This is a genomic window from Duffyella sp. Ts4 (assembly GCF_051851875.1).
Taxonomy (GTDB): Bacteria; Pseudomonadota; Gammaproteobacteria; order Enterobacterales; family Enterobacteriaceae; genus Duffyella; species Duffyella gerundensis.
The window spans coordinates 1-25,344 of the sequence record NZ_JBLYPN010000013.1; the positions used below are offsets into that span (position 1 = coordinate 1).

Annotated in this window: 25 protein-coding genes; 21 read left to right on the forward strand and 4 right to left on the reverse strand. The window is 55.7% G+C overall.

What is annotated here, in order from left to right; all coding sequences use genetic code 11:
• Window positions 1-215: hypothetical protein (locus tag ACJY2L_RS16065; protein ID WP_439351300.1), on the forward strand; the 215-nt coding region annotated here is incomplete at its 5' end.
• A 110-nt stretch (window positions 216-325) separates the two neighbouring features.
• Here ACJY2L_RS16065 and queG read toward each other — a convergent pair.
• Window positions 326-1,465 (reverse strand): tRNA epoxyqueuosine(34) reductase QueG, encoded by a 1,140-nt coding sequence (gene queG, locus ACJY2L_RS16070; RefSeq protein ID WP_187486495.1) that lies wholly within the window; start codon window positions 1,463-1,465, stop codon window positions 326-328.
• Between queG and nnr the strand changes: the two genes are divergently transcribed.
• From nnr to ACJY2L_RS16145, 15 genes are all read left to right on the forward strand, one after another.
• The gene (nnr, locus tag ACJY2L_RS16075; RefSeq protein WP_439214063.1) at window positions 1,464-2,987 is read left to right on the forward strand and encodes a bifunctional ADP-dependent NAD(P)H-hydrate dehydratase/NAD(P)H-hydrate epimerase; all 1,524 of its coding nucleotides are present in this window, start codon (window positions 1,464-1,466) and stop codon (window positions 2,985-2,987) included. The two genes, queG and nnr, sit on opposite strands and share 2 nt — an antisense overlap.
• Window positions 2,984-3,460: a tRNA (adenosine(37)-N6)-threonylcarbamoyltransferase complex ATPase subunit type 1 TsaE gene (gene tsaE, locus ACJY2L_RS16080; RefSeq protein ID WP_187486497.1), complete on the forward strand. Its 477-nt coding sequence runs from the start codon at window positions 2,984-2,986 to the stop codon at window positions 3,458-3,460. The genes nnr and tsaE overlap by 4 nt, the downstream gene beginning before the upstream one ends.
• Window positions 3,457-5,124 (forward strand): N-acetylmuramoyl-L-alanine amidase AmiB, encoded by a 1,668-nt coding sequence (gene amiB, locus ACJY2L_RS16085; RefSeq protein WP_439214064.1) that lies wholly within the window; start codon window positions 3,457-3,459, stop codon window positions 5,122-5,124. The genes tsaE and amiB overlap by 4 nt, the downstream gene beginning before the upstream one ends.
• Before the next feature lie 58 nt (window positions 5,125-5,182).
• Complete coding sequence (gene mutL / locus ACJY2L_RS16090) at window positions 5,183-7,021, forward strand: DNA mismatch repair endonuclease MutL (protein WP_439214065.1); 1,839 nt, start codon at window positions 5,183-5,185, stop codon at window positions 7,019-7,021.
• A complete protein-coding gene (miaA, locus tag ACJY2L_RS16095) occupies window positions 7,014-7,964 on the forward strand; it encodes a tRNA (adenosine(37)-N6)-dimethylallyltransferase MiaA (RefSeq protein ID WP_067434003.1) in 951 nt (316 codons plus the stop codon). Before mutL ends, miaA begins: the two co-directional genes overlap by 8 nt.
• Before the next feature lie 228 nt (window positions 7,965-8,192).
• Window positions 8,193-8,510, forward strand: coding sequence for an RNA chaperone Hfq (gene hfq / locus ACJY2L_RS16100; protein ID WP_067434000.1), 318 nt, complete (start codon window positions 8,193-8,195; stop codon window positions 8,508-8,510).
• Between the two features lie 74 nt (window positions 8,511-8,584).
• Window positions 8,585-9,865, forward strand: coding sequence for a ribosome rescue GTPase HflX (gene hflX / locus ACJY2L_RS16105; RefSeq protein WP_067433997.1), 1,281 nt, complete (start codon window positions 8,585-8,587; stop codon window positions 9,863-9,865).
• A gap of 68 nt (window positions 9,866-9,933) precedes the next feature.
• Entirely contained in the window at window positions 9,934-11,169 is a 1,236-nt protein-coding gene (hflK, locus tag ACJY2L_RS16110; protein ID WP_439214066.1) for an FtsH protease activity modulator HflK, read from the forward strand.
• A 3-nt stretch (window positions 11,170-11,172) separates the two neighbouring features.
• Window positions 11,173-12,177, forward strand: a complete 1,005-nt coding sequence (hflC, locus tag ACJY2L_RS16115) for a protease modulator HflC (protein ID WP_067433991.1) — start codon at window positions 11,173-11,175, stop codon at window positions 12,175-12,177.
• 64 nt (window positions 12,178-12,241) lie between these two features.
• Window positions 12,242-12,442: a DUF2065 domain-containing protein gene (locus tag ACJY2L_RS16120; protein ID WP_067433988.1), complete on the forward strand. Its 201-nt coding sequence runs from the start codon at window positions 12,242-12,244 to the stop codon at window positions 12,440-12,442.
• Between the two features lie 154 nt (window positions 12,443-12,596).
• A complete protein-coding gene (locus ACJY2L_RS16125) occupies window positions 12,597-13,895 on the forward strand; it encodes an adenylosuccinate synthase (protein ID WP_067433985.1) in 1,299 nt (432 codons plus the stop codon).
• 215 nt (window positions 13,896-14,110) lie between these two features.
• Window positions 14,111-14,551 (forward strand): nitric oxide-sensing transcriptional repressor NsrR, encoded by a 441-nt coding sequence (nsrR, locus tag ACJY2L_RS16130; protein WP_439214067.1) that lies wholly within the window; start codon window positions 14,111-14,113, stop codon window positions 14,549-14,551.
• 16 nt (window positions 14,552-14,567) lie between these two features.
• Complete coding sequence (gene rnr / locus ACJY2L_RS16135; protein ID WP_439214068.1) at window positions 14,568-17,015, forward strand: ribonuclease R; 2,448 nt, start codon at window positions 14,568-14,570, stop codon at window positions 17,013-17,015.
• Window positions 17,016-17,109: 94 nt separating this feature from the next.
• On the forward strand, window positions 17,110-17,844 hold the full coding sequence (rlmB, locus tag ACJY2L_RS16140; RefSeq protein WP_439214069.1) for a 23S rRNA (guanosine(2251)-2'-O)-methyltransferase RlmB: 735 nt from the start codon (window positions 17,110-17,112) through the stop codon (window positions 17,842-17,844).
• A 97-nt stretch (window positions 17,845-17,941) separates the two neighbouring features.
• Window positions 17,942-19,558 (forward strand): isovaleryl-CoA dehydrogenase, encoded by a 1,617-nt coding sequence (locus ACJY2L_RS16145; protein WP_439214070.1) that lies wholly within the window; start codon window positions 17,942-17,944, stop codon window positions 19,556-19,558.
• On the opposite strand, the gene bsmA is transcribed toward ACJY2L_RS16145, so the two are convergent.
• Together bsmA and ACJY2L_RS16155 are read right to left on the reverse strand one after the other, a co-directional pair.
• Complete coding sequence (gene bsmA, locus ACJY2L_RS16150; protein WP_439214071.1) at window positions 19,532-19,855, reverse strand: biofilm peroxide resistance protein BsmA; 324 nt, start codon at window positions 19,853-19,855, stop codon at window positions 19,532-19,534. The genes ACJY2L_RS16145 and bsmA overlap by 27 nt on opposite strands.
• A gap of 56 nt (window positions 19,856-19,911) precedes the next feature.
• Window positions 19,912-21,843: a methyl-accepting chemotaxis protein gene (locus ACJY2L_RS16155; RefSeq protein ID WP_067433967.1), complete on the reverse strand. Its 1,932-nt coding sequence runs from the start codon at window positions 21,841-21,843 to the stop codon at window positions 19,912-19,914.
• A 177-nt stretch (window positions 21,844-22,020) separates the two neighbouring features.
• Here ACJY2L_RS16155 and yjfP point away from each other — a divergent pair, with 177 nt between their 5' ends.
• From yjfP to rplI, 5 genes are all read left to right on the forward strand, one after another.
• Complete coding sequence (gene yjfP / locus ACJY2L_RS16160; RefSeq protein WP_439214072.1) at window positions 22,021-22,758, forward strand: esterase; 738 nt, start codon at window positions 22,021-22,023, stop codon at window positions 22,756-22,758.
• 265 nt (window positions 22,759-23,023) lie between these two features.
• Window positions 23,024-23,419: a 30S ribosomal protein S6 gene (gene rpsF, locus ACJY2L_RS16165; protein ID WP_067433961.1), complete on the forward strand. Its 396-nt coding sequence runs from the start codon at window positions 23,024-23,026 to the stop codon at window positions 23,417-23,419.
• A gap of 6 nt (window positions 23,420-23,425) precedes the next feature.
• On the forward strand, window positions 23,426-23,743 hold the full coding sequence (priB, locus tag ACJY2L_RS16170; RefSeq protein ID WP_071852532.1) for a primosomal replication protein N: 318 nt from the start codon (window positions 23,426-23,428) through the stop codon (window positions 23,741-23,743).
• 4 nt (window positions 23,744-23,747) lie between these two features.
• Entirely contained in the window at window positions 23,748-23,975 is a 228-nt protein-coding gene (rpsR, locus tag ACJY2L_RS16175; RefSeq protein WP_000135199.1) for a 30S ribosomal protein S18, read from the forward strand.
• A 39-nt stretch (window positions 23,976-24,014) separates the two neighbouring features.
• Window positions 24,015-24,467: a 50S ribosomal protein L9 gene (gene rplI / locus ACJY2L_RS16180; protein ID WP_067433954.1), complete on the forward strand. Its 453-nt coding sequence runs from the start codon at window positions 24,015-24,017 to the stop codon at window positions 24,465-24,467.
• A 179-nt stretch (window positions 24,468-24,646) separates the two neighbouring features.
• Here the strand turns inward: rplI and ACJY2L_RS16185 are convergent, their stop codons facing one another.
• Complete coding sequence (locus ACJY2L_RS16185; RefSeq protein WP_439214073.1) at window positions 24,647-25,276, reverse strand: LysM-like peptidoglycan-binding domain-containing protein; 630 nt, start codon at window positions 25,274-25,276, stop codon at window positions 24,647-24,649.
• Window positions 25,277-25,344 lie beyond the last annotated feature (68 nt).

Sequence of the window (25,344 nt, forward strand, 5' to 3'; positions counted from 1 at the left end):
CACGACCTTGCCAAGGTCGGGGTCGCGAGTTCGAGTCTCGTTTCCCGCTCCAAAATTTTTTCTCTTCTTCAGTTATCCACAGCGATAAGCGCCATTTTTTCGGCGTCGTCAGCCTGTATCAAAACCATTGTGAACAGAGTTATCCACAATCCAGCTATTTTCTTATGCTGCTGAATCGATACATATTTTCTTACGCCTTCTTTTTAACTCTTTGAATATTCTGTTAATATTTTTATTTCAAATTGTTATGCAGATCGCTTGCGGAAACTATGTCAGTTGAATGACAACGCTTTTTTAATTTTATTCACAGCATGTGGAAAAGCCATCAGGCATCTCTCGGCAAGCCTTTTTCTACCGCACGAACCAGACGTTTTTGCTGCGGAAGTTGCACATCAATCGCATTTCGCGCACGTTTTTCGCGCTGCTGCGCCATTGCCCAGTGAATATGCTCATCGAGCATGGCATTTTCGCCGAGTCGCGATGCCAGAACGGCGTAGTGATCGTCGTGCCAGGGTGCATTGCCTAACGCCACGGCAACGTTGCGCAGCCAGCGCAAATGGCCGATGCGCCGAATCGCCGAACCCTCCGTCACTTTCAGAAAGCGGGCTTCGTCCCAGGCAAACAGCTCAACCAACGGCGGTGCATGCAAAACGGCGCGTGGGCTGAAATCATCTTCATCGGTTAACTGGCCGAAGCGATTCCACGGACAAATTAGCTGACAATCGTCACAGCCATAAATGCGGTTGCCAATAAGCGGCCGATACTCTTCAGGAATGGCGCCTTCCAACTCAATGGTCAGATAAGAGATACAGCGGCGCGCATCCACGACGTAAGGCTCAACGATGGCGCCGGTGGGGCAGGTAGTGATGCAGGCTACGCAGCGCCCGCAATTTTCCGGCTGAGGTTCATCGGTGGGTAAGGGCAGATCGATCAGCAGCTCCCCGAGGAAAAACCACGATCCCGCTTCACGATTCAGGATTAACGAATGTTTGCCGGTCCAACCCAGACCCGCTTTCTCGGCCAGCGGCCGCTCCAGCAGCGGTGCGGAATCAACAAAAGGACGAAAATTCAGCGACTCGCAGCGCTCGCGGATCATTTCGCCGAGCTTTTTTAGGCGATTACGCAATACTTTGTGGTAATCGCGGCCAAGCGCATAGCGGCTGACATAACCCAGCTGAGGATTTTTCAGGGTGCTGGCAAAGGCGGCTTTAGCAGGCAGATAATTCATGCGTACGCTGATAACGCGCAGTGTACCGGGCTGTAATTCATGAGGACGTGCGCGCATCATGCCGTGCCGTTCCATCCACGCCATTTCGCCGTGATACTGCTTGTCCAGCCACGCCTGTAGCTTCGGCTCTTCAGCGGAAAGATCGGTATCGCAAATGCCGACCTGTTGGAAGCCGAGCGATAAGCCCCATTGTTTAATATCCAGAGCTAATTGTTGAAGATCGAGAGGGTGTGACATGACGGATCGAAACCTGAAGGAAAACACGCGCAGTTTACCACACTCTGTTTGGCCTGCGCAGGCGATACGTCAACTGGAGATGCAGGGCGCTGCCGCCATTGGTATCACGCTGTATGAGTTGATGCTGCGTGCCGGCGAGGCGGCCTTTACTCAGATACGTCAATGCTGGCCTCAGGCGCAGCACTGGCTGATTCTCTGTGGCCACGGCAACAACGGCGGTGACGGCTATGTAGTGGCGCGCCTGGCGCAGGCGGCAGGCATGCAGGTGACATTGCTGGCCTGCGCGGGCAGCAAGCCGCTGCCAGAAGAAGCAGCCCGTGCGCGGCAAAGCTGGCTGGACGCGGGCGGCACCCTTGCTGACGCCGATGCGCACTGGCCCGAGCAGGTTGACGTGATTATCGATGCGCTACTTGGAACCGGCCTGAACCGCGCACCGTCCGCGCCTTATGACGCGCTGATCCAGGCTGCTAACCAACATCCGGCGCCCTGTTTTGCCCTCGACATTCCTTCCGGCTTGCTCGCCGACAGCGGTGCGGCCCCAGGAGAAGCGATCATTGCGCAGTCTACGCTGACGTTTATTGCGTTTAAGCCGGGCTTATTGACCGGCAAGGCGCGGGATTTTACCGGCGAAGTGACCTGCGATGCGCTCGGTCTGGAGGCCTTTTTGGCCAGCCAGTCGGCGCCAATGCACCGCTACAATGCCGGTGCGTTGACGCACTGGCTGAAGCCGCGACGTCCTACTTCGCATAAAGGCAGCAACGGTAAGCTGGTGGTTATCGGTGGCGATCATGGCACCGCAGGCGCCATCCGTATGACCGGCGAGGCGGCGCTGCGGGCGGGTGCCGGGTTAGTGCGAGTACTCACTCACAAAGATAATATGCTGCCGTTGCTTACCGCGCGCCCGGAATTAATGGTGCATGAATTGACCGATGATTCGCTGAGCGAAAGCCTGCAATGGGCCGATGTGATTGTCATCGGTCCCGGCCTGGGACAGCGCGACTGGGGTAAGAATGCGCTGGCCGCGGTGAGAAAGTCGGAAAAGCCGATGCTTTGGGATGCCGATGCGCTTAACCTGCTGGCAATCAGCCCGGATAACCGTCAGAATCGCATTATTACGCCGCATCCCGGTGAGGCGGCACGCCTGCTCGGTATCGCCACCGCAGAGGTAGAGAAAGACCGTTTACTGGCCGCGAAAAATCTGGCAAAACGCTATGGTGGCGTGGTGGTGCTGAAAGGCGCTGGCACGGTGATCGCGAGTGAAGCATGCCCGCTGGCGTTAGCGGATGTCGGCAATGCCGGCATGGGCACGGGCGGCATGGGCGATGTTCTTTCAGGCATTATTGGTGCGCTGGCGGGACAGCAGCTCTCGCTATTTGACGCAGCTTGCGCAGGAACCGTCGCACACGGTGCTGCTGCCGATGCCGTTGCAGTACAACGCGGCACGCGCGGCATGGTCGCGACCGACCTGTTTTCCGAGCTGTACCTGTTTGTAAATCCTGAGATGTTGAATAATAAAGCATGAATACCCGTGTTATTGCATTGCCCGATGAGGCAGCGACCCTCAACCTGGGCGCAGAGCTAGCGCGCGCTGCTCCGCGTGCCGCGACCCTTTACCTGCATGGCGATCTGGGTGCAGGTAAAACAACCTTCAGCCGCGGCTTTTTGCAGGCGCTTGGCCATCAGGGCAATGTGAAAAGCCCAACCTATACGCTGGTTGAGCCTTACCAGTTGCCTAACCATCAGCTTTATCATTTTGATCTCTATCGCCTTGCCGATCCAGAAGAGCTGGAGTTTATGGGTATTCGTGATTATTTCACCGAGCAGGCCATCGCCCTGGTGGAATGGCCGCAGCAGGGGGCCGGCTTCTTGCCGCCTGCCGACCTCTCCTTAACGCTCAGCTATGATGGCAATGGCCGTACAGCCGAAGTGACTGCTCACACTGATTCTGGTGTTGCGATGCTGCAACGTTTCGACGCGGAGAGAACGCGCTCATGATGTTGCGGGTAAAATTGGTGATATTCATGCTGCTCAGCCTGATGGCTTTTTCATCGCTGGCGGCAACGTTGTCCGATATTCAGGTGGCCAACGGCGATCGGGTCGCTACGGTGACGCTGCGCTTTTCAGGTCAGCCGGTATACGGCTATTTCCCTCTGCGCAATCCCAATCGCGTGGTGCTGGATATTCGACAGAGCGGCGTGATTAAAGGCCTGCCACTGACCTTCAGCGGCGATAATCTGGTTAAACGCATCCGCAGCAGTCAGCCCAAAGATAGCCAAAGCCTGCGTCTGGTGTTCGAACTTACCCAGCCAGCGAAAACCCGGGCGGTCACCCAGCAAACCAGCAACGGTTATCAGGTGGTCTTTACTATCACCGGGCCAGCCGCCAGCCGGGTCAGCACACCGGTAAGCCAGCCGACGCGCAATCCGGTCACTGCCGCTCCCGCACCGGTTATCTCGCAGGGCAATCCGTTTGAGGGCAATAAGGTCACCGCCGTTAGCAGCGGCAACGATCGCGCGGTCAGCGGCGCCACCATCAGCGACAACGACACCATTGTGGTGGCGATTGATGCCGGTCACGGCGGGCAGGATCCGGGTGCCATCGGTCAGCGTGGTTTGAAAGAGAAAAATGTGACCATTGCCATCGCCCGCAAGCTGAAGGTGCTGTTAAACAACGACCGCATGTTTAAAGGCGTACTGACCCGTAACGGCGACTATTTTATTTCGGTGATGGGACGGTCAGACGTAGCCCGTAAAGAAAATGCCAACCTGTTGATTTCAATTCACGCTGACTCTGCACCAAGTCATAGCGCCAGCGGCGCTTCGGTCTGGGTTCTGTCAAACCGCCGTGCCAACAGTGAAATGGCAGGCTGGCTGGAACAGCGCGAGAAGCAGTCTGAACTGCTTGGCGGCGCAGGCGATCTGCTGGCGAACAGTCAGGCCGATCCCTATCTGAGCCAGGCGGTACTTGACCTGCAGTTTGGTCATTCGCAGCGCGTCGGTTATGACGTTGCGGTGAAAGTGATTCAACAGCTGCAGGGCGTATCGCCACTGCATAAGCGCCGCCCGGAACACGCCAGCCTCGGCGTGCTGCGTTCGCCGGATATTCCGTCGTTATTGGTGGAAACTGGCTTTATCAGTAATTCATCGGAGGAGCGACTGCTCGGCAGTAGCGCTTACCAGGATAAAATTGCCGCCTCGATCTACCGAGGCCTGCGCAATTATTTCCTGGCGCATCCGCTACAATCTGCCCCAAAGGCGGAAAACCGTCCTCTGGAGTCCGCAGAGGCGGTTAACGTCCAGCCCAACGTGGCATCCGGTACCACGCAGTACACCGGCAGCACCACGCGCCATGTGGTGAAAAGAGGGGAAACCCTGTCCGGGATCGCCGCGCATTACGGCGTAAGTATGTCGACGCTGCGCTCGCTGAACCGCCTGAAAAAAGATGTGGTATGGGTGGGACAGCGGCTGAAAGTGCCCGCTGGCAGCGCGGTAAGCGCGACGGCAAGCTCGGCGCCAAAACGCCACAAGGTGGTACGCGGTGATTCACTGACTGCTATCGCCGTGCATTACGGTGTGAGCGCCAAAGCGATTATGCAGGTGAACAATATGAAATCGTCTAATGTCATGTTGGGACAGACGTTAACCATTCCTGCTTCCTGATTCTGCGATCTTTTAGAGTGGACGGCGCCAGCCGTCCCATTCATCAAGGATTATTACCATGCCTATTCAAATTCTTCCGCCACAGCTGGCTAACCAGATCGCCGCTGGCGAAGTGGTGGAGCGGCCGGCATCGGTTGTAAAAGAGCTGGTCGAAAATAGCCTTGATGCCGGTGCTACGCGGATCGATATCGATATCGAGAAGGGCGGCGCTAAACTTATTCGCATTCGTGACAACGGCGCGGGCATTCCGCAAAGCGAGCTGGCGATGGCGCTGGCTCGCCATGCCACCAGTAAAATCGCCAGCCTTGACGATCTGGAAGCCATTGTCAGCCTGGGATTCCGTGGAGAAGCGCTGGCCAGTATCAGCTCGGTTTCCCGTCTGACGCTGACTTCCCGTACTGCCGATCAAAGCGAAGCCTGGCAAGCCTATGCCGAAGGGCGCGATATGACCGTGACGGTTAAACCCGCTGCGCATCCACAGGGCACCACGCTTGAAGTGTTGGATCTGTTTTACAATACGCCCGCGCGCCGCAAGTTTATGCGCACCGAAAAAACCGAGTTTACCCATATTGATGAGATCGTGCGGCGCATTGCGCTGGCACGTTTTGACATCGCCATTTCCCTCAGTCATAACGGCAAGCTGGTGCGCCAGTATCGTGGCGTCAGTGACGAAAGCCAGCGCGAACGTCGGCTGGGCGCCATTTGCGGCACCACTTTTATGGCGCATGCGCTGCGCATTGAATGGCAGCACGATGATCTAAGCCTGCGCGGTTGGGTTGCCGATCCTGAAGGCGCGCGCCAGCTAAGCGAGCTGCAATACTGTTACGTGAACGGCCGCATGATGCGCGACAAGCTGATCAACCATGCGATTCGTCAGGCCTATCACGATCAGCTGGGTGCCGATCAGCAGCCGGCGTATGTGCTTTATCTCACCATCGATCCGCACCAGGTTGATGTGAATGTGCATCCTGCCAAGCATGAGGTGCGCTTTCACCAATCACGGCTGGTACACGACTTCATCTATCAGGGCGTGATCAGCGTGCTGCAATCTGCCGGCACGCCAGCACTGCCGCTGGCCGATGAGCCAGAAGCACCGGTACGCTGGCAGCCTGAAAATCGTCAGGCCGCTGGAGAAAATCAGTTTGCTGCTCCGCCATCGGGCGGTACGCCACGCCAGCAAGGCGGTGGTTCAGCCAGCTGGCAACGGCAGGAACCGGGCTATCAAAAACGTGAAGGCGCGGTATATGAGCAGCTACTCAAGACGCCTGCCGTTGCCCGCGAGTCAGATCCGGTGTCCGACCCTATAAAGGCCACGCCGCAGAGCGCGCCTTTACAAAGTCACAGCCAAAGCTTTGGACGCCTGCTGTCAGTGATTGAAAAGCAGTTTGCCGTGATTGAACGTGGCAACGGTTTGGCGTTGCTGTCGCTTTCGGTCGCCGATCGCTGGCTCAAACAGATCCAGCTAACACCAGGCAGCGAAGGGCTGAAACCGCAACCGCTGCTGATTCCGGTCAGGCTTAAAATGGGTAAATCGGAGTTGGCGGCGATTGCGCAGCATCAGCCGTTGCTTACACAGATGGGCATTGATTTGCAGGCGGAAGGCCAGCATGTCACGCTGCGCGCGGTGCCTTTACCTTTGCGCCAACAAAATTTACAAATCTTGATTCCAGAACTGTTAGGCTATCTCGCCCGGCAGCAGGAGGTTGCCGTCAGTCAGGTAACACAATGGCTGGCGCGTCATACGATGACAGCAATCCCCGACTGGAATCACTCGCAGGCGATCGCTTTATTGGCCGAGGTCGAACGACTTTGTCCCACGCTGGTAAAAAAGCCGCCTTCCGGATTATTGCAACAGATTGATATTGAAACGGCGCTGAACGCCCTGAAGCATGAGTGAACAACATCAGGCTGGCCAACCAAAGGCTATTTTTTTAATGGGGCCAACGGCCTCCGGTAAAACTGCACTGGCGATTGCCCTGCGAAAAGTCTTGCCGGTGGAGTTGATAAGCGTAGATTCCGCTCTGATTTATCGTGGTATGGATATTGGCACGGCTAAGCCGAATGCCGCAGAGCTGGCGCAGGCGCCTCACCGACTGTTAGACATTCGCGACCCGGCAGAAACCTATTCCGCCGCCGAGTTTCGTCGCGATGCGCTGGCAGAAATGACGGAGATTTCCCGAGCCGGAAAAATCCCGTTGCTTGTTGGTGGTACGATGCTCTATTACAAGGCGCTACTGGAAGGATTGTCACCGTTGCCCTCGGCCGATCCGGAAGTCCGTCAGCGTATTGAGCAAATGGCGAATGATCAGGGATGGGAAGCCTTGCATCGTCAATTATGTGAAATCGATCCCGTTGCTGGACGTCGTATTCATCCGAATGATCCGCAGAGACTTTCGCGAGCACTGGAAGTTTTTCTTATTTCGGGTAAAACTTTAACAGAACTGACTAAAATATCTGGCGAAGCTCTGCCCTGGCATGTTCATCAGTTTGCTATTGCCCCGGCAAGTCGCGAACTTTTGCATCAGCGCATTGCCTTACGTTTCGAACAGATGATGGCGTCAGGATTTGAGGCGGAGGCCCGGGCACTGTTTGCCCGAGGTGATTTGCATACGGATTTGCCTTCCATTCGTTGCGTGGGATATCGCCAGATGTGGTCTTATCTGCAGGGCGAAATCGATTACGACGAAATGGTTTATCGGGGGATTTGCGCCACCCGGCAGCTTGCTAAACGACAGATTACCTGGTTACGTGGCTGGCAGAACGTCCACTGGCTCGACAGCGATCGGCCTGACTTGGCTCGTGATGCGGTATTACAGGTAGTTAGTGCTAAGCATGGGTGATTGTGTACAATTAGCGAGTTGTCTATCGTGCGCAAATTTTTACGCAGTATTTCAGAACTCCGGTTCTTGAGTAAGATACCCGACATAATTGGAACTGATTCAACGCGGCAAGGTAGCGCATCCGGGATAGTGTGAATAGTACGCAATTCAGGTTTTTGAGCGTCATTTTTTGCAGAGACGGTTTCCACATAAAGGGTATAAACAACAAGCATATAAGGAAAATATAGAATGGCTAAGGGGCAATCATTACAAGACCCGTTTTTAAACGCATTGCGTCGCGAACGTGTTCCGGTTTCGATTTATTTGGTGAATGGTATCAAATTGCAAGGACAGATTGAGTCATTCGATCAGTTTGTCATTTTATTGAAAAACACGGTCAGCCAGATGGTGTACAAACACGCTATCTCTACCGTTGTTCCGTCCCGACCGGTTTCCCACCACAGCAACAATGCAGGTGGCGGTAGCGGTAGCTCTAACTATCATCACGGCGGCAGCAATCAAGCAGCCTCCGCGCAGCCACAACAAGACGGTGATAACGCTGAATAAGCTGTTTCGCCGCATGTCCGGGACAGGAAAAATTTTATTCCTGTCTCGGTATTTGATTACAGAGAGGTTAACGCTTGTTTGACCGTTATGATGCCGGTGAGCAGGCCGTACTGGTACACATCTATTTCTCGCAGGACAAAAATACGGAAGATCTCCAGGAGTTCGAAACTCTGGTTTCTTCTGCTGGCGTTGAAGCGTTATGCGTTGTCACAGGCAGCCGCAAATCGCCCCATCCCAAATATTTTGTCGGTGAAGGAAAGGCAGTTGAAATTGCCGATGCGGTAAAATCCAGCGGTGCATCGGTTGTGCTATTTGATCACGCCTTAACCCCAGCTCAGGAGCGAAATCTTGAGCGTCTGTGCGAGTGTCGGGTTATCGACCGCACCGGTTTAATTCTTGATATTTTTGCCCAGCGCGCCCGTACCCATGAAGGGAAATTACAGGTTGAGCTGGCACAGTTGCGCCACCTGGCAACTCGCCTGGTGCGTGGCTGGACCCACCTTGAACGCCAGAAAGGCGGCATCGGCTTGCGTGGCCCAGGTGAAACACAGCTGGAAACAGACCGTCGTCTGCTGCGAAATCGCATCAGCCAGATTTTGTCCCGTCTTGAACGTGTCGAAAAACAGCGCGATCAGGGCAGACAGTCACGTGCTAAAGCAGATGTGCCAACCGTGTCTCTGGTCGGCTATACCAACGCTGGCAAATCCACGTTATTCAACGCCATCACTTCCGCGGACGTCTATGTGGCAGACCAGCTTTTTGCCACGCTGGATCCAACGCTGCGCCGTCTTGATGTGGCCGACGTCGGCGATGTGGTGCTGGCAGATACCGTCGGGTTTATCCGACACCTGCCGCATGACCTCGTTGCTGCTTTTAAGGCGACATTGCAGGAGACGCGTCAGGCGACGCTGCTGCTGCATGTTATCGATGCTTCTGACGTCCGTATGGGTGAGAACATCGAAGCGGTGCAAACCGTGCTGGAAGAGATTGAAGCAGATGAAATTCCGGCATTGCTGGTAATGAATAAAATTGATGCGTTGGATGAGTTTGAACCGCGTATCGATCGCAACGATGAAAATTATCCTGTTCGCGTGTGGGTTTCGGCTCAAACCGGTGCGGGATTGCCGCTGCTGTTTCAGGCGCTGACTGAAAGACTGGCGGGTGAAATTGCGCAGTATGATTTGCGGTTGCCTCCTGAAGCTGGACGCTTACGCAGCCGCTTTTATCAATTGCAGGCAATTGAAAAAGAATGGAATGAAGAGGATGGCAGCGTGGGATTACACGTGCGCATGCCGATTGTTGACTGGCGCCGACTGTGCAAACAGGAACCGTCAGTAACAGATTATATTGTTTGATCGACGTCGCCTGAAACGTGTATCCCGGTCTGGGATACCACCGCACACACTTTTAATGGAGTATAAACATGGCGTGGAATCAGCCCGGTAATAACGGACAGGACCGCGACCCGTGGGGAAGCAGCAATAATAAAGGCGGCAACTCTGGGGGAAATAAAGGAGGTCGCGATCAGGGGCCGCCGGATTTGGATGATATCTTCCGTAAGCTGAGCAAAAAGCTTGGCGGACTGGGCGGTGGCAAGCCAAACGAAAACGGACAGCGCCCTGCAGGAAGCAGCGGTAAGCTGATCGGTATCGTTGCGGTTGCTGCGGTGGTCATCTGGGCAGCCAGCGGTTTCTATACCATTAAAGAAGCAGAGCGTGGTGTGGTGACGCGTTTCGGCAAATTCAGTCATCTGGTTGAGCCAGGTTTGAACTGGAAGCCAACCTTTATCGATCAGGTGCGTGCGGTGAACGTTGAGGCGGTGCGGGAACTCGCAGCTTCAGGCGTGATGCTGACCTCTGATGAAAACGTGGTGCGCGTTGAAATGAACGTTCAGTACCGGATCACCAATCCGGAACGTTATCTGTTTGCCGTAACCAGCGCTGATGACAGCCTGCGTCAGGCAACGGACAGCGCGCTGCGTGGCGTAATCGGCCGTTCCACTATGGATCGCATCCTTACTGAAGGGCGAACCGTAGTGCGTAGTGAAACCCAGCGTGAAATTGATGAAACGATACGTCCGTACGACATGGGCGTGTCCATTCTCGACGTTAACTTCCAGGCGGCACGGCCACCGGAAGAGGTGAAAGCGGCGTTTGACGACGCGATTGCCGCTCGTGAAAACCGCGAGCAGTACGTGCGTGAAGCGGAAGCTTATGCCAATGAAGTGCAACCGCGTGCTAACGGTCAGGCGCAGCGTATTCTGGAAGAGTCGCGCGCGTACAAAACGCGGACCGTACTGGAAGCGCAGGGTGAAGTGGCGCGCTTTGCCAAGATCCTGCCTGAGTACAAAGCAGCACCGGAAATCACTCGCGAACGTCTGTATATCGAAAGCATGGAACGTGTGCTGAGTCATACCCGCAAAGTGCTGGTTAATGACAAAGGCAACAGCCTGATGGTGTTACCGCTCGATCAACTGATGCGTGGACAAGCCGCTGCGGGTGGCAACAGTCAGGGCAGCAGCATTCTGACGCGGCCACCGGCTAACGGTGACAGCAGCAGTCGCGCGAACAACAGTGCCTCATGGAGTCCGGAAAATATCATGGACCAGCGTCGGGCCAATGCTCAGCGCAACGATACCCAGCGCGAAGGGAGAGAATAATCGATGCGTAAATCCTTAGTTGCCTTACTCATTGTGGTGTTGGTGGTGCTTTACGCCTCACTGTTTGTGGTTCAGGAAGGCCAGCGTGGCATCGTGCTGCGTTTTGGCAAAGTCCTGCGCGACGATGAGAACAAACCGCAGGTTTTTGCACCCGGCCTGCACTTTAAAATTCCGTTTCTGGAAACCGTTAAGAACCTGGATGCACGCATTCAGACCATGGATAACCAGGCCGATCGCTTTGTGACCAAAGAGAAAAAGGATCTGATCGTCGATTCTTATATCAAATGGCGCATCAGCGACTTTAGTCGCTACTATCTGGCGACCGGCGGCGGCGATGTTTCACAGGCAGAAGTCCTGCTGAAACGTAAGTTTAGCGACCGTCTGCGCTCTGAAATGGGCCGTCTGGATGTGAAGGATATCGTTACCGATTCTCGTGGCCGCTTAACCACCGACGTGCGTGATGCACTGAACACCGGTAGCGCGGGTCGTGATGACGATGTGCAGACACCTGCTGCAGATGACGCTATTGCCAGCGTGGCGGCGCGCGTTGAGCGCGAAACCACCAGTAATGAGCCAGCCATCAATCCAAATAGCATGGCAGCATTAGGTATCCAGGTTGTGGATGTGCGCATCAAGCAGATCAACCTGCCTGCGGAAGTGTCTGACGCTATCTACAACCGTATGCGCGCTGAGCGTGAAGCGGTTGCACGTAGCCAGCGTTCTCAGGGGCAGGAAGAGGCAGAGAAACTGCGTGCCGGTGCAGATTATGAAGTGACCCGTACGCTGGCAGAAGCGCAGCGTCAGGCGCTGATTACTCGTGGTGAAGGCGATGCCGATGCCGCTAAGCTGTTTGCTGATGCATTCAGTCAGGATCCCGATTTCTACGCGTTCCTGCGCAGTCTGCGCGCGTATGAAAACAGCTTCCAGAGTAACCAGGACATCATGGTGATGAGTCCGGACAGCGATTTCTTCCGCTTTATGAAATCGCCTGCTCACGCAACGCGTTAAGAAACTGCTATAACAGCTCGGGCCGGAATCTGTTCCGGCCCTTTTTTTTGGAAAATTATCAGTAATGAACTCAACTATCTGGACGGCGCTGGCGTTGGTATTGGTACTCGAAGGGCTTGGTCCGATGCTGGCGCCCGGTTTATGGCGCCGTATGATTCAATCTATGACGCAATTGCCCGATCGCCTGTTGCAGCGCTTCGGTGGTGGATTAGTCGTCGCAGGCGTGGTGGTTTACTACATGTTGCGTGTCCACGGCAGTAATTGACCTGGATAAGCGCTACGGCAAAACGTTGGCTGACATAACAGAAATTGCTGTTCAGGAAATGTTCAAAAAAACTCCGCAATCGTATGCTAAAAGTGCTGAAACCGAAAAATGACGATGGTAGAATCCATTTTTAAGCAATCGGTGATTTTGAGAAATGGGTAAGAACGTCGTCGTACTGGGCACCCAATGGGGTGACGAAGGTAAAGGGAAGATTGTAGACCTTCTGACTGAGCGTGCTAACTATGTGGTGCGTTACCAGGGTGGTCATAATGCAGGCCACACTTTAGTCATCAACGGTGAAAAAACCGTCCTCCACTTAATTCCTTCTGGCATCCTGCGTGAGAACGTCACCAGCATCATCGGCAACGGTGTGGTGCTGTCGCCTGCTGCGCTGATGAAAGAGATGAAAGGCCTGGAAGAGCGCGGCATACCGGTACGCGAACGCCTGCTGATTTCTGAAGCCTGTCCGCTGATCCTGCAATATCACGTGGCAATGGATCTGGCGCGCGAGAAAGCACGTGGCGATAAAGCCATCGGTACCACCGGTCGTGGTATCGGCCCGGCTTACGAAGATAAAGTCGCTCGTCGCGGTCTGCGCGTTGGCGATCTCTTTAACAAAGAGACCTTCGCAGTGAAGTTGAAAGAGATCGTTGATTTCTACAACTTCCAGCTGGTGCACTACTACAAAACCGATGCAGTTGACTACGATACCGTGCTGAATGATGTCATGGCGGTTGCCGATATCCTGACCAGCATGGTCGTTGACGTTTCCGACCTGCTGGATCAGGCGCGTCAGCGTGGCGATCTCATCATGTTCGAAGGCGCGCAGGGCACGCTGCTGGACATCGATCACGGTACCTATCCTTACGTGACCTCTTCCAACACTACCGCGGGTGGCGTTGCTACCGGTTCTGGTATTGGTCCACGTTATGTCGATTATGTGCTGGGTATCGTGAAAGCCTACTCCACGCGCGTTGGCGCTGGTCCTTTCCCGACGGAACTGTTCGATGAAACCGGCGAGTTCCTCTGCACCAAAGGCAACGAGTTTGGCGCGACAACCGGTCGCCGTCGTCGTACTGGCTGGCTTGATGCGGTTGCGGTGCGTCGCGCCGTGCAGATCAACTCACTTTCCGGCTTCTGCATGACCAAGCTGGATGTGCTGGATGGCCTGAAAGAGATCAAAATTTGCGTCGGCTACCGTATGCCGAATGGCAAAGAAGTGACGACCACGCCGCTGGCCGCTGAAGGCTGGGAAGGCATTGAGCCGATTTACGAATCGCTGCCGGGCTGGAGTGAAAATACCTTTGGCGTGAAAACACTGGAAGGTTTACCGCAGGCCGCACGTGACTATATCAAACGCGTTGAAGCGTTAACGGGCGTGCCGGTGGATATTATCTCTACCGGGCCGGATCGCAGTGAAACCATGATTCTGCGTGACCCGTTCGACGCATAATCAGCCAGGGCCGGATACGTTCCGGCCTTTTCTTTTCCACTCTTCAGCCAGGTTTGAGCCGTAAGCGGTGATATCCAGGCCACGTCGGTTCTCTTTTCCTTTTAGAAAATCTACACTTGCTAGCGCTATATCGTAGATGTCTGCCGCTGCTTATCAGACAATACGGCTATTCTGTTAGATGAGTAAATCGCCCTGTGCGAGGCAACGAGGTATCATTGCAACTAACAAGTTTTACCGACTACGGTTTGCGTGCGCTGATCTACATGGCCTCACTGCCAGCCGGTCGCATGACCAATATTAGCGAGGTCACTGAAATTTATGGTGTTTCTCGTAATCATATGGTCAAAATCGTTAATCAACTTAGCCGCGAGGGGTTTATCCTGGCCACGCGCGGCAAAAATGGCGGTATCCGGCTGGCGATGCCAGCTGAACAAATTGTTATTGGAGAAGTCGTCCGTCGGTTGGAGCCGTTGCAACTGGTGAACTGTGAAACCTGTGCCATCACGCCTGCGTGCCGGCTCAGAAACGTTCTCAATAACGCCGTCCAAATTTTTTTGAAGGAGCTGGACAATTACACCCTTGCTGACCTTGTGCGCGAAAATCACCCGCTTTATAAAATCTTACTCCCGGAGCCAGGCGCGCACCCGGCCCGATGACAACGGAGGACCCGCAATGTCAAACGATCCTTTTCAGGAAAGAGAAGCTGAAAAATACGAAAATCCTATTCCAAGCCGCGAGTTCATACTTGCGCATTTAGACAAACGTGAAAAACCGGCCAGCCGCGAAGAGCTGGCACAGGAAATGAACATCAGCGGAGAAGAGCAGCTGGAAGCGCTGCGCCGTCGACTGCGCGCCATGGAGCGTGACGGTCAGCTGGTGTTTACCCGACGTCAATGTTACGCGCTGCCAGAGCGCCTTGATTTGCTGCGCGGCAAAGTGATCGGCCACCGCGACGGCTTCGGCTTTCTGCGTGCCGAAGGGCAAAAAGAGGATTTCTACCTTTCAGCCGAACAGATGAAGATGTGCATGCATGGCGATATCATCCTCGCTCAGCCAATGGGCGCTGACCGCAAGGGCCGCCGTGAAGCACGCGTGGTTCGCGTGCTTGAGCCGCGTAACAACCAAATCGTCGGTCGCTACTTTACCGAAGCGGGCGTGGGCTTTGTGGTACCGGACGACAGCCGTCTGAGCTTTGATATTCTCATTCCGCCAGAAGAGCTGATGGGCGCGCGCATGGGCTTTGTGGTGGTGGTTGAACTCACCCAGCGTCCAACGCGCCGCACAAAAGCAATTGGTAAAGTTGTCGAGGTGCTGGGCGATAACATGGGTACCGGCATGGCCGTTGACATGGCGCTGCGGACCCACGAAATTCCGCACGAATGGCCGCCGGAACTGGAACAGCAGATTTCAACGCTGAGCGAAGAGGTGCCGGAAGAAGCGAAAGCCGGACGCGTCGATCTGCGTCAGCTGCCGCTGGTCACCATTGATGGCGAAGACGCCCGCGACTTTGATGATGCGGTGTTCTGCGAGAAAAAACGCGGTGGCGGCTGGCGCCTGTGGGTAGCCATAGCTGACGTCAGCTATTACGTGCGTCCGGGCACACCGCTTGATGACGAAGCGCATCGTCGTGGCACCTCAGTCTATTTCCCGTCGCAGGTTATCCCGATGCTGCCGGAAGTGCTGTCTAACGGCCTCTGCTCGCTTAATCCGCAGGTCGACCGTCTCTGTATGGTGTGCGAGATGACCATTTCCGCCAGCGGTAAGCTGACCGGATTCAGGCATTACGAAGCGGTGATGAACTCGCACGCGCGCCTGACGTACAACAAAGTGTGGAATATTCTGCAGGGCAACCAGGAGCTGCGCGAACAGTATCATGCCCTGGTACCGCATCTGCAGGAACTGCACAATATGTATCAGGTGCTGAGCACCGCACGCGATCAGCGCGGCGGCATCTCGTTTGAGACCGAAGAAGCGAAGTTTATCTTCAACGCTGAGCGCCGCATTGAGCGCGTTGAGCAGACGGTACGTAACGATGCGCACAAGCTGATCGAAGAGTGCATGATCCTCGCAAACATTGCCTCCGCACGCTTTGTTGAGAAGCACGAAGAGCCTGCGCTGTTCCGCGACCACGATCGCCCAAGTGATGACAGCATCACCAGCTTCCGCACCGTGCTTAATGAGCTTGGCCTGACGCTGTCGGGTGGCAATAAGCCGCAGCCGATCGATTATGCCGCGCTGCTGGAAGCGATCGCCGACCGTCCCGATCATGAAATGCTACAAACCATGCTGCTGCGTTCGATGAAGCAGGCAGTTTACGATCCGGAAAACCGTGGCCACTTTGGCCTGGCGCTGACGTCGTACGCGCACTTTACCTCGCCGATTCGTCGTTATCCCGATCTGCTGCTGCACCGCGCCATTAAGTATCAGCTGGCGAAGCAGGAGGGCGAAGTCACCGGCATCACCACGCCAACCGGTGGCTATCACTACGAGATGAACCAGATGCTTGAGCTGGGTCAGCACTGTTCGCTGACCGAGCGCCGTGCCGATGAAGCGACGCGCGATGTGGCGGACTGGCTGAAGTGTGACTTCATGCTGGATCATGTCGGCAATAACTTTACCGGCATCATCTCCAGCGTGACCGGCTTTGGCTTCTTTGTGCGCCTGACCGATCTGTTTATCGATGGTCTGGTACATGTTTCCACGCTGGACAATGACTACTATCGCTTTGATGCGGTTGGCCAGCGTCTGATCGGCGAGTCTGGTGGCCGAACCTATCGCCTTGGCGATACCGTGGAAGTGCGCGTGGAAGCAGTGCACATGGAAGAGCGCAAGATCGATTTCGCGCTGGTTTCCAGCACCCGCCAGCCGCGCGGCGTCGGTAAAACGGCCCGCGAGAAAGAGAAAAAAGGCGGCGCCACCCACTCCGGCAAACGTCGTCGTGAGCAGCGTAAAGGCAAAAATTTTGAGCCTGATACCGCTTTCCGTGGCGACAGCAAAAAACCGGCTGCGGCCAACTCCGGGGTAAAAGCTGAGAAAAAAGTGAAATCTCCCTCAGAGAAAACCCGTAAAATCGCCGCGGCAACGAAACAGAAGCGCGCGGCGAAAAAGCAAAGCAGCTGATCTGCTGCCTTGGTGCTTGCCCGGGCGCCCCAGCGGCGCCCCTCCTTAATACCGGCCGGAGGATCTCTTCGGCTGAAATACTTGAGTTTACGAAATGAGTGAAATTGTTTTTGGCATCCATGCGGTGCAAGCGCTGCTGGATAACGATCCGCTGCGTTTTCAGGACGTGTTTATCCTGAAAGGGCGTGACGATCGCCGTTTGCAGCAGCTGGTCAAAGCGCTGGAAGCGCAGGGCATTGTGGTTCAGGTGGCTACGCGCCAGTGGCTGGACAGCAAAGTGGAGGGCGCTTCACATCAGGGCATCATTGCGCACGTTAAGCCGGGCCGTCAGTATCAGGAAAACGATCTGCCGGATCTGATCGCTTCACTGGATCAGCCTTTTCTGCTGATCCTCGACGGCATTACCGACCCGCATAACCTCGGTGCCTGTCTGCGTAGCGCCGATGCGGCGGGCGTGCATGCTGTGATCATGCCAAAAGATCGTTCTGCCCAGCTGAATGCTACCGCTAAAAAAGTGGCCAGCGGCGCGGCGGAAAATGTACCGCTGATTCGCGTGACCAACCTCGCGCGCACCATGCGCATGCTGCAGGAAGCGCAGATCTGGATCGTCGGCACCGCTGGCGAAGCCGATCACGACCTCTATCAAAGCAAGATGACCGGCCCGATGGCGCTGGTCATGGGCGCGGAGGGCGAAGGTATGCGTCGTCTGACCCGTGAACATTGCGATGAACTGATCAGCATTCCGATGTCGGGCAGCGTCTCTTCGCTGAACGTGTCAGTGGCCACCGGTGTGTGTCTGTTTGAAGCGGTGCGCCAGCGCCGTAAATGATCGTCCGGGGCGTGATCTGCGCCCCGAATTTCCCTCTTCTGCCAGGTAAAATAGCGCGCACTTCTCATACTTAATCCAGTGAGAACAGGAGCGACGCATGAACTGGACTACCCACAGCGTATTCAACCAGCCCCGCCCCCTGAGCAACAGCAATCTGTTTCTGTCTGACACGCCGCTGCGTGAAGCGGTCGCGCGTGAAGGCGCACAGTGGGATGCTGAGCGGCTCGCCTCCGTTGGCCAACAGTTGGGCGGCAGCGAATCGCTGGAATCAGGCCGCCTGGCCAATGCTTTTCCTCCCGAGCTGCTGCGTTACGATGCGCGCGGAGAGCGTCTTGATGAGGTCCGTTTTCATCCGGCATGGCATCTGTTAATGCATGGCCTGTGTGCCAATCGTCTGCATAATCTTCCCTGGCAAACCGATCCGCCCGCAGCGGCGATGGTCGCACGCGCCGCGCGTTTCATTCTGCATGCGCAGGTGGAAGCGGGCACGCTCTGTCCGCTTACCATGACCTTTGGCGCCATTCCGCTACTGCGCCAGCATTTGCCCACGCTGTTCAGCGACTGGCTGACGCCGCTGCTCTCAGATCGTTACGATCCTCATCAGCAACCCGCTGAGCAAAAGCGCGGTTTGCTGATCGGCATGGGCATGACGGAGAAACAGGGCGGTACCGATGTGTTGAGCAACACCACGCGCGCCGAACCGCTGAACGCACGTGGACCGGGCGAAGCCTATCGGCTAACGGGCCATAAATGGTTTTTCTCAGTCCCGCAAAGCGATGCGCACCTGGTACTGGCACAGACGCAGCAGGGCATCAGCTGCTTCTTTCTGCCGCGTCTGCTGCCTGACGGCACGCGTAACGCCATCATTATTGAGCGTCTAAAAGACAAGCTGGGTAATCGTGCCAACGCCAGCGCCGAAGTGGAGTTTAGAGAGGCGATCGGCTGGCTTATAGGCGAAGAGGGTGATGGCGTTCGGCATATCATGCAAATGGGCAGCTTTACCCGGGTGGATTGCGCGCTGGGCAGTCATGGCCAAATGCGGCGGGCGCTGTCTGTCGCCCTGTTTCACGCCCATCAGCGACAGGTAATGGGCAAAAACCTGGTGGATCAACCGTTGATGCGGCAGGTATTGGGTCGACAGGCGCTGCAGCTGGAAGCACAAACCGCGCTGCTGATGCAGCTGGCGCACCGTTTTGATGCTTCGTCCACCGCCTGGTGCCGTCTGTTTACGCCGGTGGTGAAGTTTGCCATCTGCAAAGCGGGCATCCCTTTTGTCGCCGAGGCGATGGAAGTGTTGGGCGGTATTGGCTATTGCGAAGAGAGCGAGCTGCCGCGTCTTTATCGCGAAATGCCGGTGAACAGCATCTGGGAAGGTTCGGGCAATGTGATGTGCCTTGACGTGCTGCGCGTACTGCGTAAGCAGCCCGCATTACAGGAGATGCTGGACGCTGAGTTTGCTGAGCTGAAAGGGGTTAATCGCCATTTTGATCGCCGGTGGCGCCAGCTACAGCGTCGTTTGCCACGTCTGCAGGAAAGTGACGCGCGCGAAGTCACAGGCGATCTTTACGCGCTGGCGGCCACGGCGCAGCTTTTGCGCGTGGGTTCACCACCGTTAGCCGATGCTTACGCGCAGATGAGCCTTGATGCGCGCGGGCAAAAATCGCTGTCGCCCGCGCTAGTGGATCGCCTACTGCTGCGTGCCTGCGGTGGGTGACGGGCCATACAGCAGCGCCGTGCCATACCACGAGCCGAGCACGACAGTTTCACTGATCATCAGGATTTGATAGTAGGTTGCGCCAGCCCGATTCGCCTGAGCAGCCAGATCGCGCTGCGCATCGTCGGGAGAACCGCGTACGGTTGTGGTGATCGTGCCCAGCTTCGGCAATCCACGGGCCTGTTCGCGGCTGATTTGCTGAGACTGCGCAGTGGGTGCCGGTGGCGGCTGCGGCGTACCGCGCAGCGCACTACAGCCGGTTAATAACAGCACAAGCAGGATAAGGCTTTTTCGCATCGTCATGCTCCAGAACGGGGATGAAAAGATAAGTGTAAAACATCCCCGCGCGGGCATTACTGTTTCAGGCTAAATATGCTTACCAGCTGTGTCAGATGATGGCCTTTCTGGCTTAGCGCCTGCGCCGTCTCTTCAGAGCGTGTCACCAGTTCACTGTTGTGATGAGTTGCCTGGCCAATATGGGACATTGCCAGATTAACCTGGCCGATGCCCGCCGCCTGTTCCTGCGACGCCACGTTGATCTCTCCCATTAGCGCTTTGATCTGCTCAACGCGCACCACAATATTTTCCATCGCCTGCTGAGTATTTGCCGAGAGGCGGTTGCCTTCGGTAACGTGGCTAATCGACGCCTCAATCAGCGTGTCGATCTCTTTGGCCGCCTGCGCGCTGCGCTGTGCCAGCGCACGCACTTCTGCCGCCACTACGGCAAAACCTTTGCCCTGTTCGCCGGCACGCGCGGCTTCCACCGCGGCGTTCAGCGCCAGGATATTGGTCTGGAAGGCGATCGATTCGATCACTTGGGTAATATCGGCAATGCTTTGCGAGGAGACTTTGATTGCTGACATGGTGCTCACCGAGCGCGATACCGTTTCGCCGCCGTGATGCACGGCGGTTGCCGTTTCCGCCACCAACGCCAGCGCCTGGCGCACGCTGTCGGCGTTCTGTTCTACCGTGGCACCCAACTGCTCCATGCTGGCGGAGGTCTCTTCAACGCTGCTCGCCTGACGGTTAATCTGCTCGCTGATGTCGCCACTGCCCGCTGCAATCGCATCGGTGCCGTCGCTGATCTCCTGTGCTGCGCCACGCACCTGCGCCACGATCTGCGCCAGACCGTTGCCGATGCCATTAATGGCAACGATCAGCTGACCGATTTCATCCTCGCGGCGGGTGGCCAGGCTGGCCTGCAAATTACCGGCAGCATACTGCTGCGCCAGGCCGATCACCTGGTTCAGCGGCTGCGTCAGCCAGCGACGACAGATCCAGATAAAGCTCACCGCAAACAGCACTACAATGCTGAGCCCGCCGAGCAGGAACAGATTGCGCGTGTGATTGATCGGTGCCAGTAACGCGTCGCGACTGACTTCGCCAACGATAATCCAGTCCCAGCCCGGCATCTTTTGCCATGCCAGAAACTGCTGCTCGCCGCGATGTTCGGCGATCTGCGTACCCACAGGTTGTTCCATCAGAGAGCGTTGGGTATCGGCCGACCAGTCCGGCAGCTTGCCTTCCAGCTGACGATCAAACAGATATTGCCCGTGCGCTTTGCCTGCGGCGCCATTCAGCACAAAGAAGTGACCGCTGTCGCCCAGCGAACGTTCAAGAATTTTGCCGCGCATTAGCTGAATCTGGGCGCTGATCTCCACGCCAACAAACAGAATGCCGATCACCTGCCCACCGGCATCTTTAACCGGTTGATACTGCGTGATGTAGCGTTTGCCAAACAGCGTAGCGAGACCGCGATAAACCGTGCCGCCCGATACCGCTTTCCAGGCGGCGCTCTGGCGATCGAGCCGTGTGCCAATTGCGCGATTGCCATCTTCTTTCAGCAGCGAGGTAGCGATACGAATATAGTCATCGCCATCGCGCACAAAAATGGTGGAAACGGCGTGGGTGCGCTCCAGGAAATCATCCACCGCGGTTTGATCGAGATTCAGGGTTTTCAGTCCGGCGCGCAGGGTGGGTGTTGATTCATTACCGACGATTACGCGGGAGCTTTCATCACGGCTGAACTTTTTTGGCAGGAAACTGCTGAACAGTTGGGTATAGCTACTGACCTCTTCATTGAGCGTGGCATTGAACATCTCTGCCATTTCACCCATGCCTTTCACCTGATTTTGCATATTCTCTACGGAGAGCTGCTGTAACTGCTTTGCTGCATTCTGGCTTAAAGCGAGCGTGAAAATAAAAACCAACACGGCCACGCTCAAAGACGTCATTACCGACAGCTTAAAGCCAAGACTCATGGCGCTGAGAGAGAGACGCTTCATTTGTTTACCTTTTAATCGCATTGTTAAAGTACGATTAACGGCAGTTACATTAAAAAATTTAGCGTCAATGACGCAGATCAAAGAACTATTTATCGCGATTAAAGTGTGATCGGGGTCGCATTGTGTGAGCGTCCTGATGCCTGTTGATACGGAAGCAAAGAAATAGAGGCAAAGAGAATGATTGAACTGGCTGTTGAGCAATGGGCTGGCATTGAATGTTTGCACGCGGCACCCGCCGGACAACGTGCGCTGCCGCTGCCCACCATTCTGTTTTATCACGGCTTTACCTCGTCGAAAGAGGTTTACAGCTACTTTGCCGTGGCGCTGGCTCAGGCGGGTTTTCGCGTCGTTATGCCAGATGCAGACCGACACGGTGCACGTTACGATGGCGACAGCGAGGCACGGCTGCACCATTTTTGGGACATTCTCAGACACAATATTGATGAGCTTCCGCTGCTGGAACGGGCGCTGAAGGCGCAGGGGATGGTCGCGCCGGGCAAACTGGCGGTCGCGGGCGCCTCGATGGGCGGCATGACTGCGCTGGGAGCAATGGCGCGTTATCCGCAGCTTCACAGCGTAGCCTGCCTGATGGGCTCGGCCTGGTTTATGTCGCTCAGTCAGACGTTGTTTCCGCCGTTGCCCGCCTCACATCCCGACTTTGCCGCGCGCATGGCGCCGCTGGCAGATTACGATCCCAGTCAGCATCTTGCCGCGCTCGGTAATCGTCCGCTGCTGCTCTGGCACGGCGAGGCGGATGAGCTGGTGCCAGCCACCGAAAGCGTCCGTCTGCAGGAGGCGTTGCGCGCGCAGTCGCTGGATACGCAGCTCACCTGGCTGACCGAGAAACAGATCGGCCACAAAATTACGCCCGCCGCGCTCTCCGCCGCCGTGGATTTTTTTACCCACTCTCTCTGATGTCAACTTAGTGGCCAGGCGACGGATAGCATCCGCCTGGCGCTGACCCGCACGATAAATCCGCTTTGAGCAGTAATGCTGCTTGTGTTTATGGCCTGGAATCCCTATTATTACGCGTCAATTTTTCAGCCGCATTACAGGGCTGTGTCTCAGAATCGCTGGTGATTCGCCAACCATTCTGAGACACAGCCTACAACGTTCCTTGCTTCCATGGGCCGCGGTTGACCCCGACAGGAGGCTGAATAATCCGTAAGGAGCAAATTCGATGCGTCATTACGAAATCGTATTTATGGTTCATCCTGACCAAAGCGAACAGGTTCCTGGCATGATCGAGCGTTATTCTGCAGCTATCACTGGCGCAGAAGGTACGATCCACCGCCTGGAAGACTGGGGCCGCCGTCAGCTGGCTTACCCGATCAACAAACTGCACAAAGCCCACTACGTTCTGCTGAACGTTGAAGCACCGCAGTCTGCTATCGATGAGCTGGAAACAAACTTCCGCTTCAACGACGCCGTTATCCGCAGCATGGTTATGCGCGTTAAAAACGCGGTTACCGAAGCATCTCCGATGGTAAAAGCGAAAGACGAGCGCCGTGATCGCCGTGAAGATTTCGCCAACGAAACCTCGGATGATTCGGATGCTGGGGATTCTGAAGAGTAATCAACCGTGACGGCAAATCGACTGCGCCTGTCTGGCACCGTGTGCAAGACGCCAGTGCGAAAAGTGAGCCCGTCCGGTATTCCACACTGCCAGTTTGTGCTTGAGCACCGCTCGCAGCAGGAAGAGGCCGGTTTCAGCCGGCAAGCCTGGTGTCGATTGCCTGTTATTATTAGCGGCAGCCACCATCAGGTCATTACTCAACATATAACGGTCGGCACGCAACTCAGTCTTGAAGGTTTTATTAGCTGCCATCAGGCACGCAATGGCCTCAGTAAACTGGTGTTACATGCCGAGCAGATTGAATTGATAGATTCTGGAGACTAGCCTAATGGCACGTTATTTCCGTCGTCGCAAGTTCTGCCGTTTCACCGCGGAAGGCGTTCAAGAGATCGATTATAAAGATATCGCAACGCTGAAAAACTACATCACTGAAAGCGGCAAGATTGTTCCAAGCCGTATCACCGGTACTCGTGCTAAATACCAGCGTCAGCTGGCTCGTGCTATCAAGCGCGCGCGTTACCTGTCTCTGCTGCCGTACACTGATCGTCATCAGTAATCGGTCACTGTCCATTAACGACTTTGAGAGGATAAGGTAATGCAAGTTATTCTGCTTGATAAAGTAGCAAACCTGGGCGTCTTAGGTGATCAGGTTAACGTTAAAGCGGGCTACGCTCGTAACTTCCTGGTACCACAGGGCAAAGCTGTTCCTGCTACCAAGAAAAACGTTGAGTTTTTTGAAGCACGTCGCGCTGAGCTGGAAGCCAAACTGGCTGACGCACAGGGCGCTGCAAACGAACGCGCTGAGAAAATCAACGCACTGGGCACCGTTACCATCGCGTCTAAAGCAGGCGACGAAGGCAAACTGTTCGGTTCAATCGGCGCTCGCGACGTTTCTGATGCAGTAACTGCAGCAGGCGTTGAAGTAGCTAAGAGCGAAGTTCGTCTGCCAAACGGTGTTCTGCGCACCACTGGTGAGCACGAAGTTGAGTTCCAGGTTCACAGCGATGTGACTGCGAAACTGATCGTGAACGTGGTTGCTGCGAAGTAATTGCGTTAAGAATGGCGTCAGGCTTGCCTGATTGCGTTCGACAAGAAACCCGGCTTCGGCCGGGTTTTTTATTGCCTGCGATTCGGCGGGTGCTGCCGGAGATGCGATCTGCGCCATAAGGCGTATAAAGAGAGCGGGCGGGAGAGTAGGCAGAGCGCCATCGTCCGCTGACGCAAGAATTACTGCGCGCGAAGAAAGGAACCGTCTGGCTGGCGAGTAAACAACACCGGGCCATTGTCGGTCTCAATCGTCAGGCCAGTGACCACGCCCTGTGCATCCTGACGAATCTTCACCTGCTGCCCGCTGCGCAGGGTGCTCAGCGGTTTATCGTCGCCCTCAACCTGCGCCATGGCAAACACATCGTTTACCGGCAGATTATTGTCACGGAACAGCTGCGCCAGCGTCTGCCCGGAAGCGATTTGATAGCTGCGCCAGGCGCCCTGGCTGTCCGCTTTCGCCGCCGGTGCTGCGGGAGCCTTGCCCTGCAACTCAGCCTGCATCGGCACCTCGCGCGACGGCGTGACCGGCTGTTCCACCGGATAGCGCGTGGTGGGTGCAGGCCAGAGAATGGCCACCAGCAGCACGATTAACGCCAGCACAATGCCGCGCCGGTGCATGGCGGGCAGGGGATCCATCCAGCGCAAATTATCCGTCAGATGCCAGACGCGTAACGCCCACTGTGGCGTACGGGATGATGCGGCATTGGGCATGGTTTCCTCCTCGCGGTGCGGGCGGACTAACTGGGTGATTCTTTGCATCAGCGGCACAGACTGCGCTGATTTCCGTTTTTTAGGGGCAATTCGGCCCATGTAAACTCTCTTGTTATGACGCAGTGCGATAGAAGGCGAAAACAACCGGTATGATTACAGTATGGGTA

Excerpts from the sequence above, each read along its gene's own strand:
- yjfP (WP_439214072.1), top strand. The coding sequence starts at position 22,021 with ATGATTGAACTGGCTGTTGAGCAATGGGCTGGCATTGAATGTTTGCAC.
- hflK (WP_439214066.1), top strand. The coding sequence starts at position 9,934 with ATGGCGTGGAATCAGCCCGGTAATAACGGACAGGACCGCGACCCGTGG.
- queG (WP_187486495.1), bottom strand. The coding sequence starts at position 1,465 with ATGTCACACCCTCTCGATCTTCAACAATTAGCTCTGGATATTAAACAA.
- ACJY2L_RS16185 (WP_439214073.1), bottom strand. The coding sequence starts at position 25,276 with ATGGGCCGAATTGCCCCTAAAAAACGGAAATCAGCGCAGTCTGTGCCG.
- rnr (WP_439214068.1), top strand. The coding sequence starts at position 14,568 with ATGTCAAACGATCCTTTTCAGGAAAGAGAAGCTGAAAAATACGAAAAT.
- bsmA (WP_439214071.1), bottom strand. The coding sequence starts at position 19,855 with ATGCGAAAAAGCCTTATCCTGCTTGTGCTGTTATTAACCGGCTGTAGT.
- ACJY2L_RS16145 (WP_439214070.1), top strand. The coding sequence starts at position 17,942 with ATGAACTGGACTACCCACAGCGTATTCAACCAGCCCCGCCCCCTGAGC.
- miaA (WP_067434003.1), top strand. The coding sequence starts at position 7,014 with ATGAGTGAACAACATCAGGCTGGCCAACCAAAGGCTATTTTTTTAATG.
- hflC (WP_067433991.1), top strand. The coding sequence starts at position 11,173 with ATGCGTAAATCCTTAGTTGCCTTACTCATTGTGGTGTTGGTGGTGCTT.
- ACJY2L_RS16120 (WP_067433988.1), top strand. The coding sequence starts at position 12,242 with ATGAACTCAACTATCTGGACGGCGCTGGCGTTGGTATTGGTACTCGAA.
- nnr (WP_439214063.1), top strand. The coding sequence starts at position 1,464 with ATGACGGATCGAAACCTGAAGGAAAACACGCGCAGTTTACCACACTCT.
- hfq (WP_067434000.1), top strand. The coding sequence starts at position 8,193 with ATGGCTAAGGGGCAATCATTACAAGACCCGTTTTTAAACGCATTGCGT.
- rpsF (WP_067433961.1), top strand. The coding sequence starts at position 23,024 with ATGCGTCATTACGAAATCGTATTTATGGTTCATCCTGACCAAAGCGAA.
- rlmB (WP_439214069.1), top strand. The coding sequence starts at position 17,110 with ATGAGTGAAATTGTTTTTGGCATCCATGCGGTGCAAGCGCTGCTGGAT.
- ACJY2L_RS16125 (WP_067433985.1), top strand. The coding sequence starts at position 12,597 with ATGGGTAAGAACGTCGTCGTACTGGGCACCCAATGGGGTGACGAAGGT.
- rpsR (WP_000135199.1), top strand. The coding sequence starts at position 23,748 with ATGGCACGTTATTTCCGTCGTCGCAAGTTCTGCCGTTTCACCGCGGAA.
- rplI (WP_067433954.1), top strand. The coding sequence starts at position 24,015 with ATGCAAGTTATTCTGCTTGATAAAGTAGCAAACCTGGGCGTCTTAGGT.
- mutL (WP_439214065.1), top strand. The coding sequence starts at position 5,183 with ATGCCTATTCAAATTCTTCCGCCACAGCTGGCTAACCAGATCGCCGCT.
- tsaE (WP_187486497.1), top strand. The coding sequence starts at position 2,984 with ATGAATACCCGTGTTATTGCATTGCCCGATGAGGCAGCGACCCTCAAC.
- ACJY2L_RS16155 (WP_067433967.1), bottom strand. The coding sequence starts at position 21,843 with ATGAAGCGTCTCTCTCTCAGCGCCATGAGTCTTGGCTTTAAGCTGTCG.
- amiB (WP_439214064.1), top strand. The coding sequence starts at position 3,457 with ATGATGTTGCGGGTAAAATTGGTGATATTCATGCTGCTCAGCCTGATG.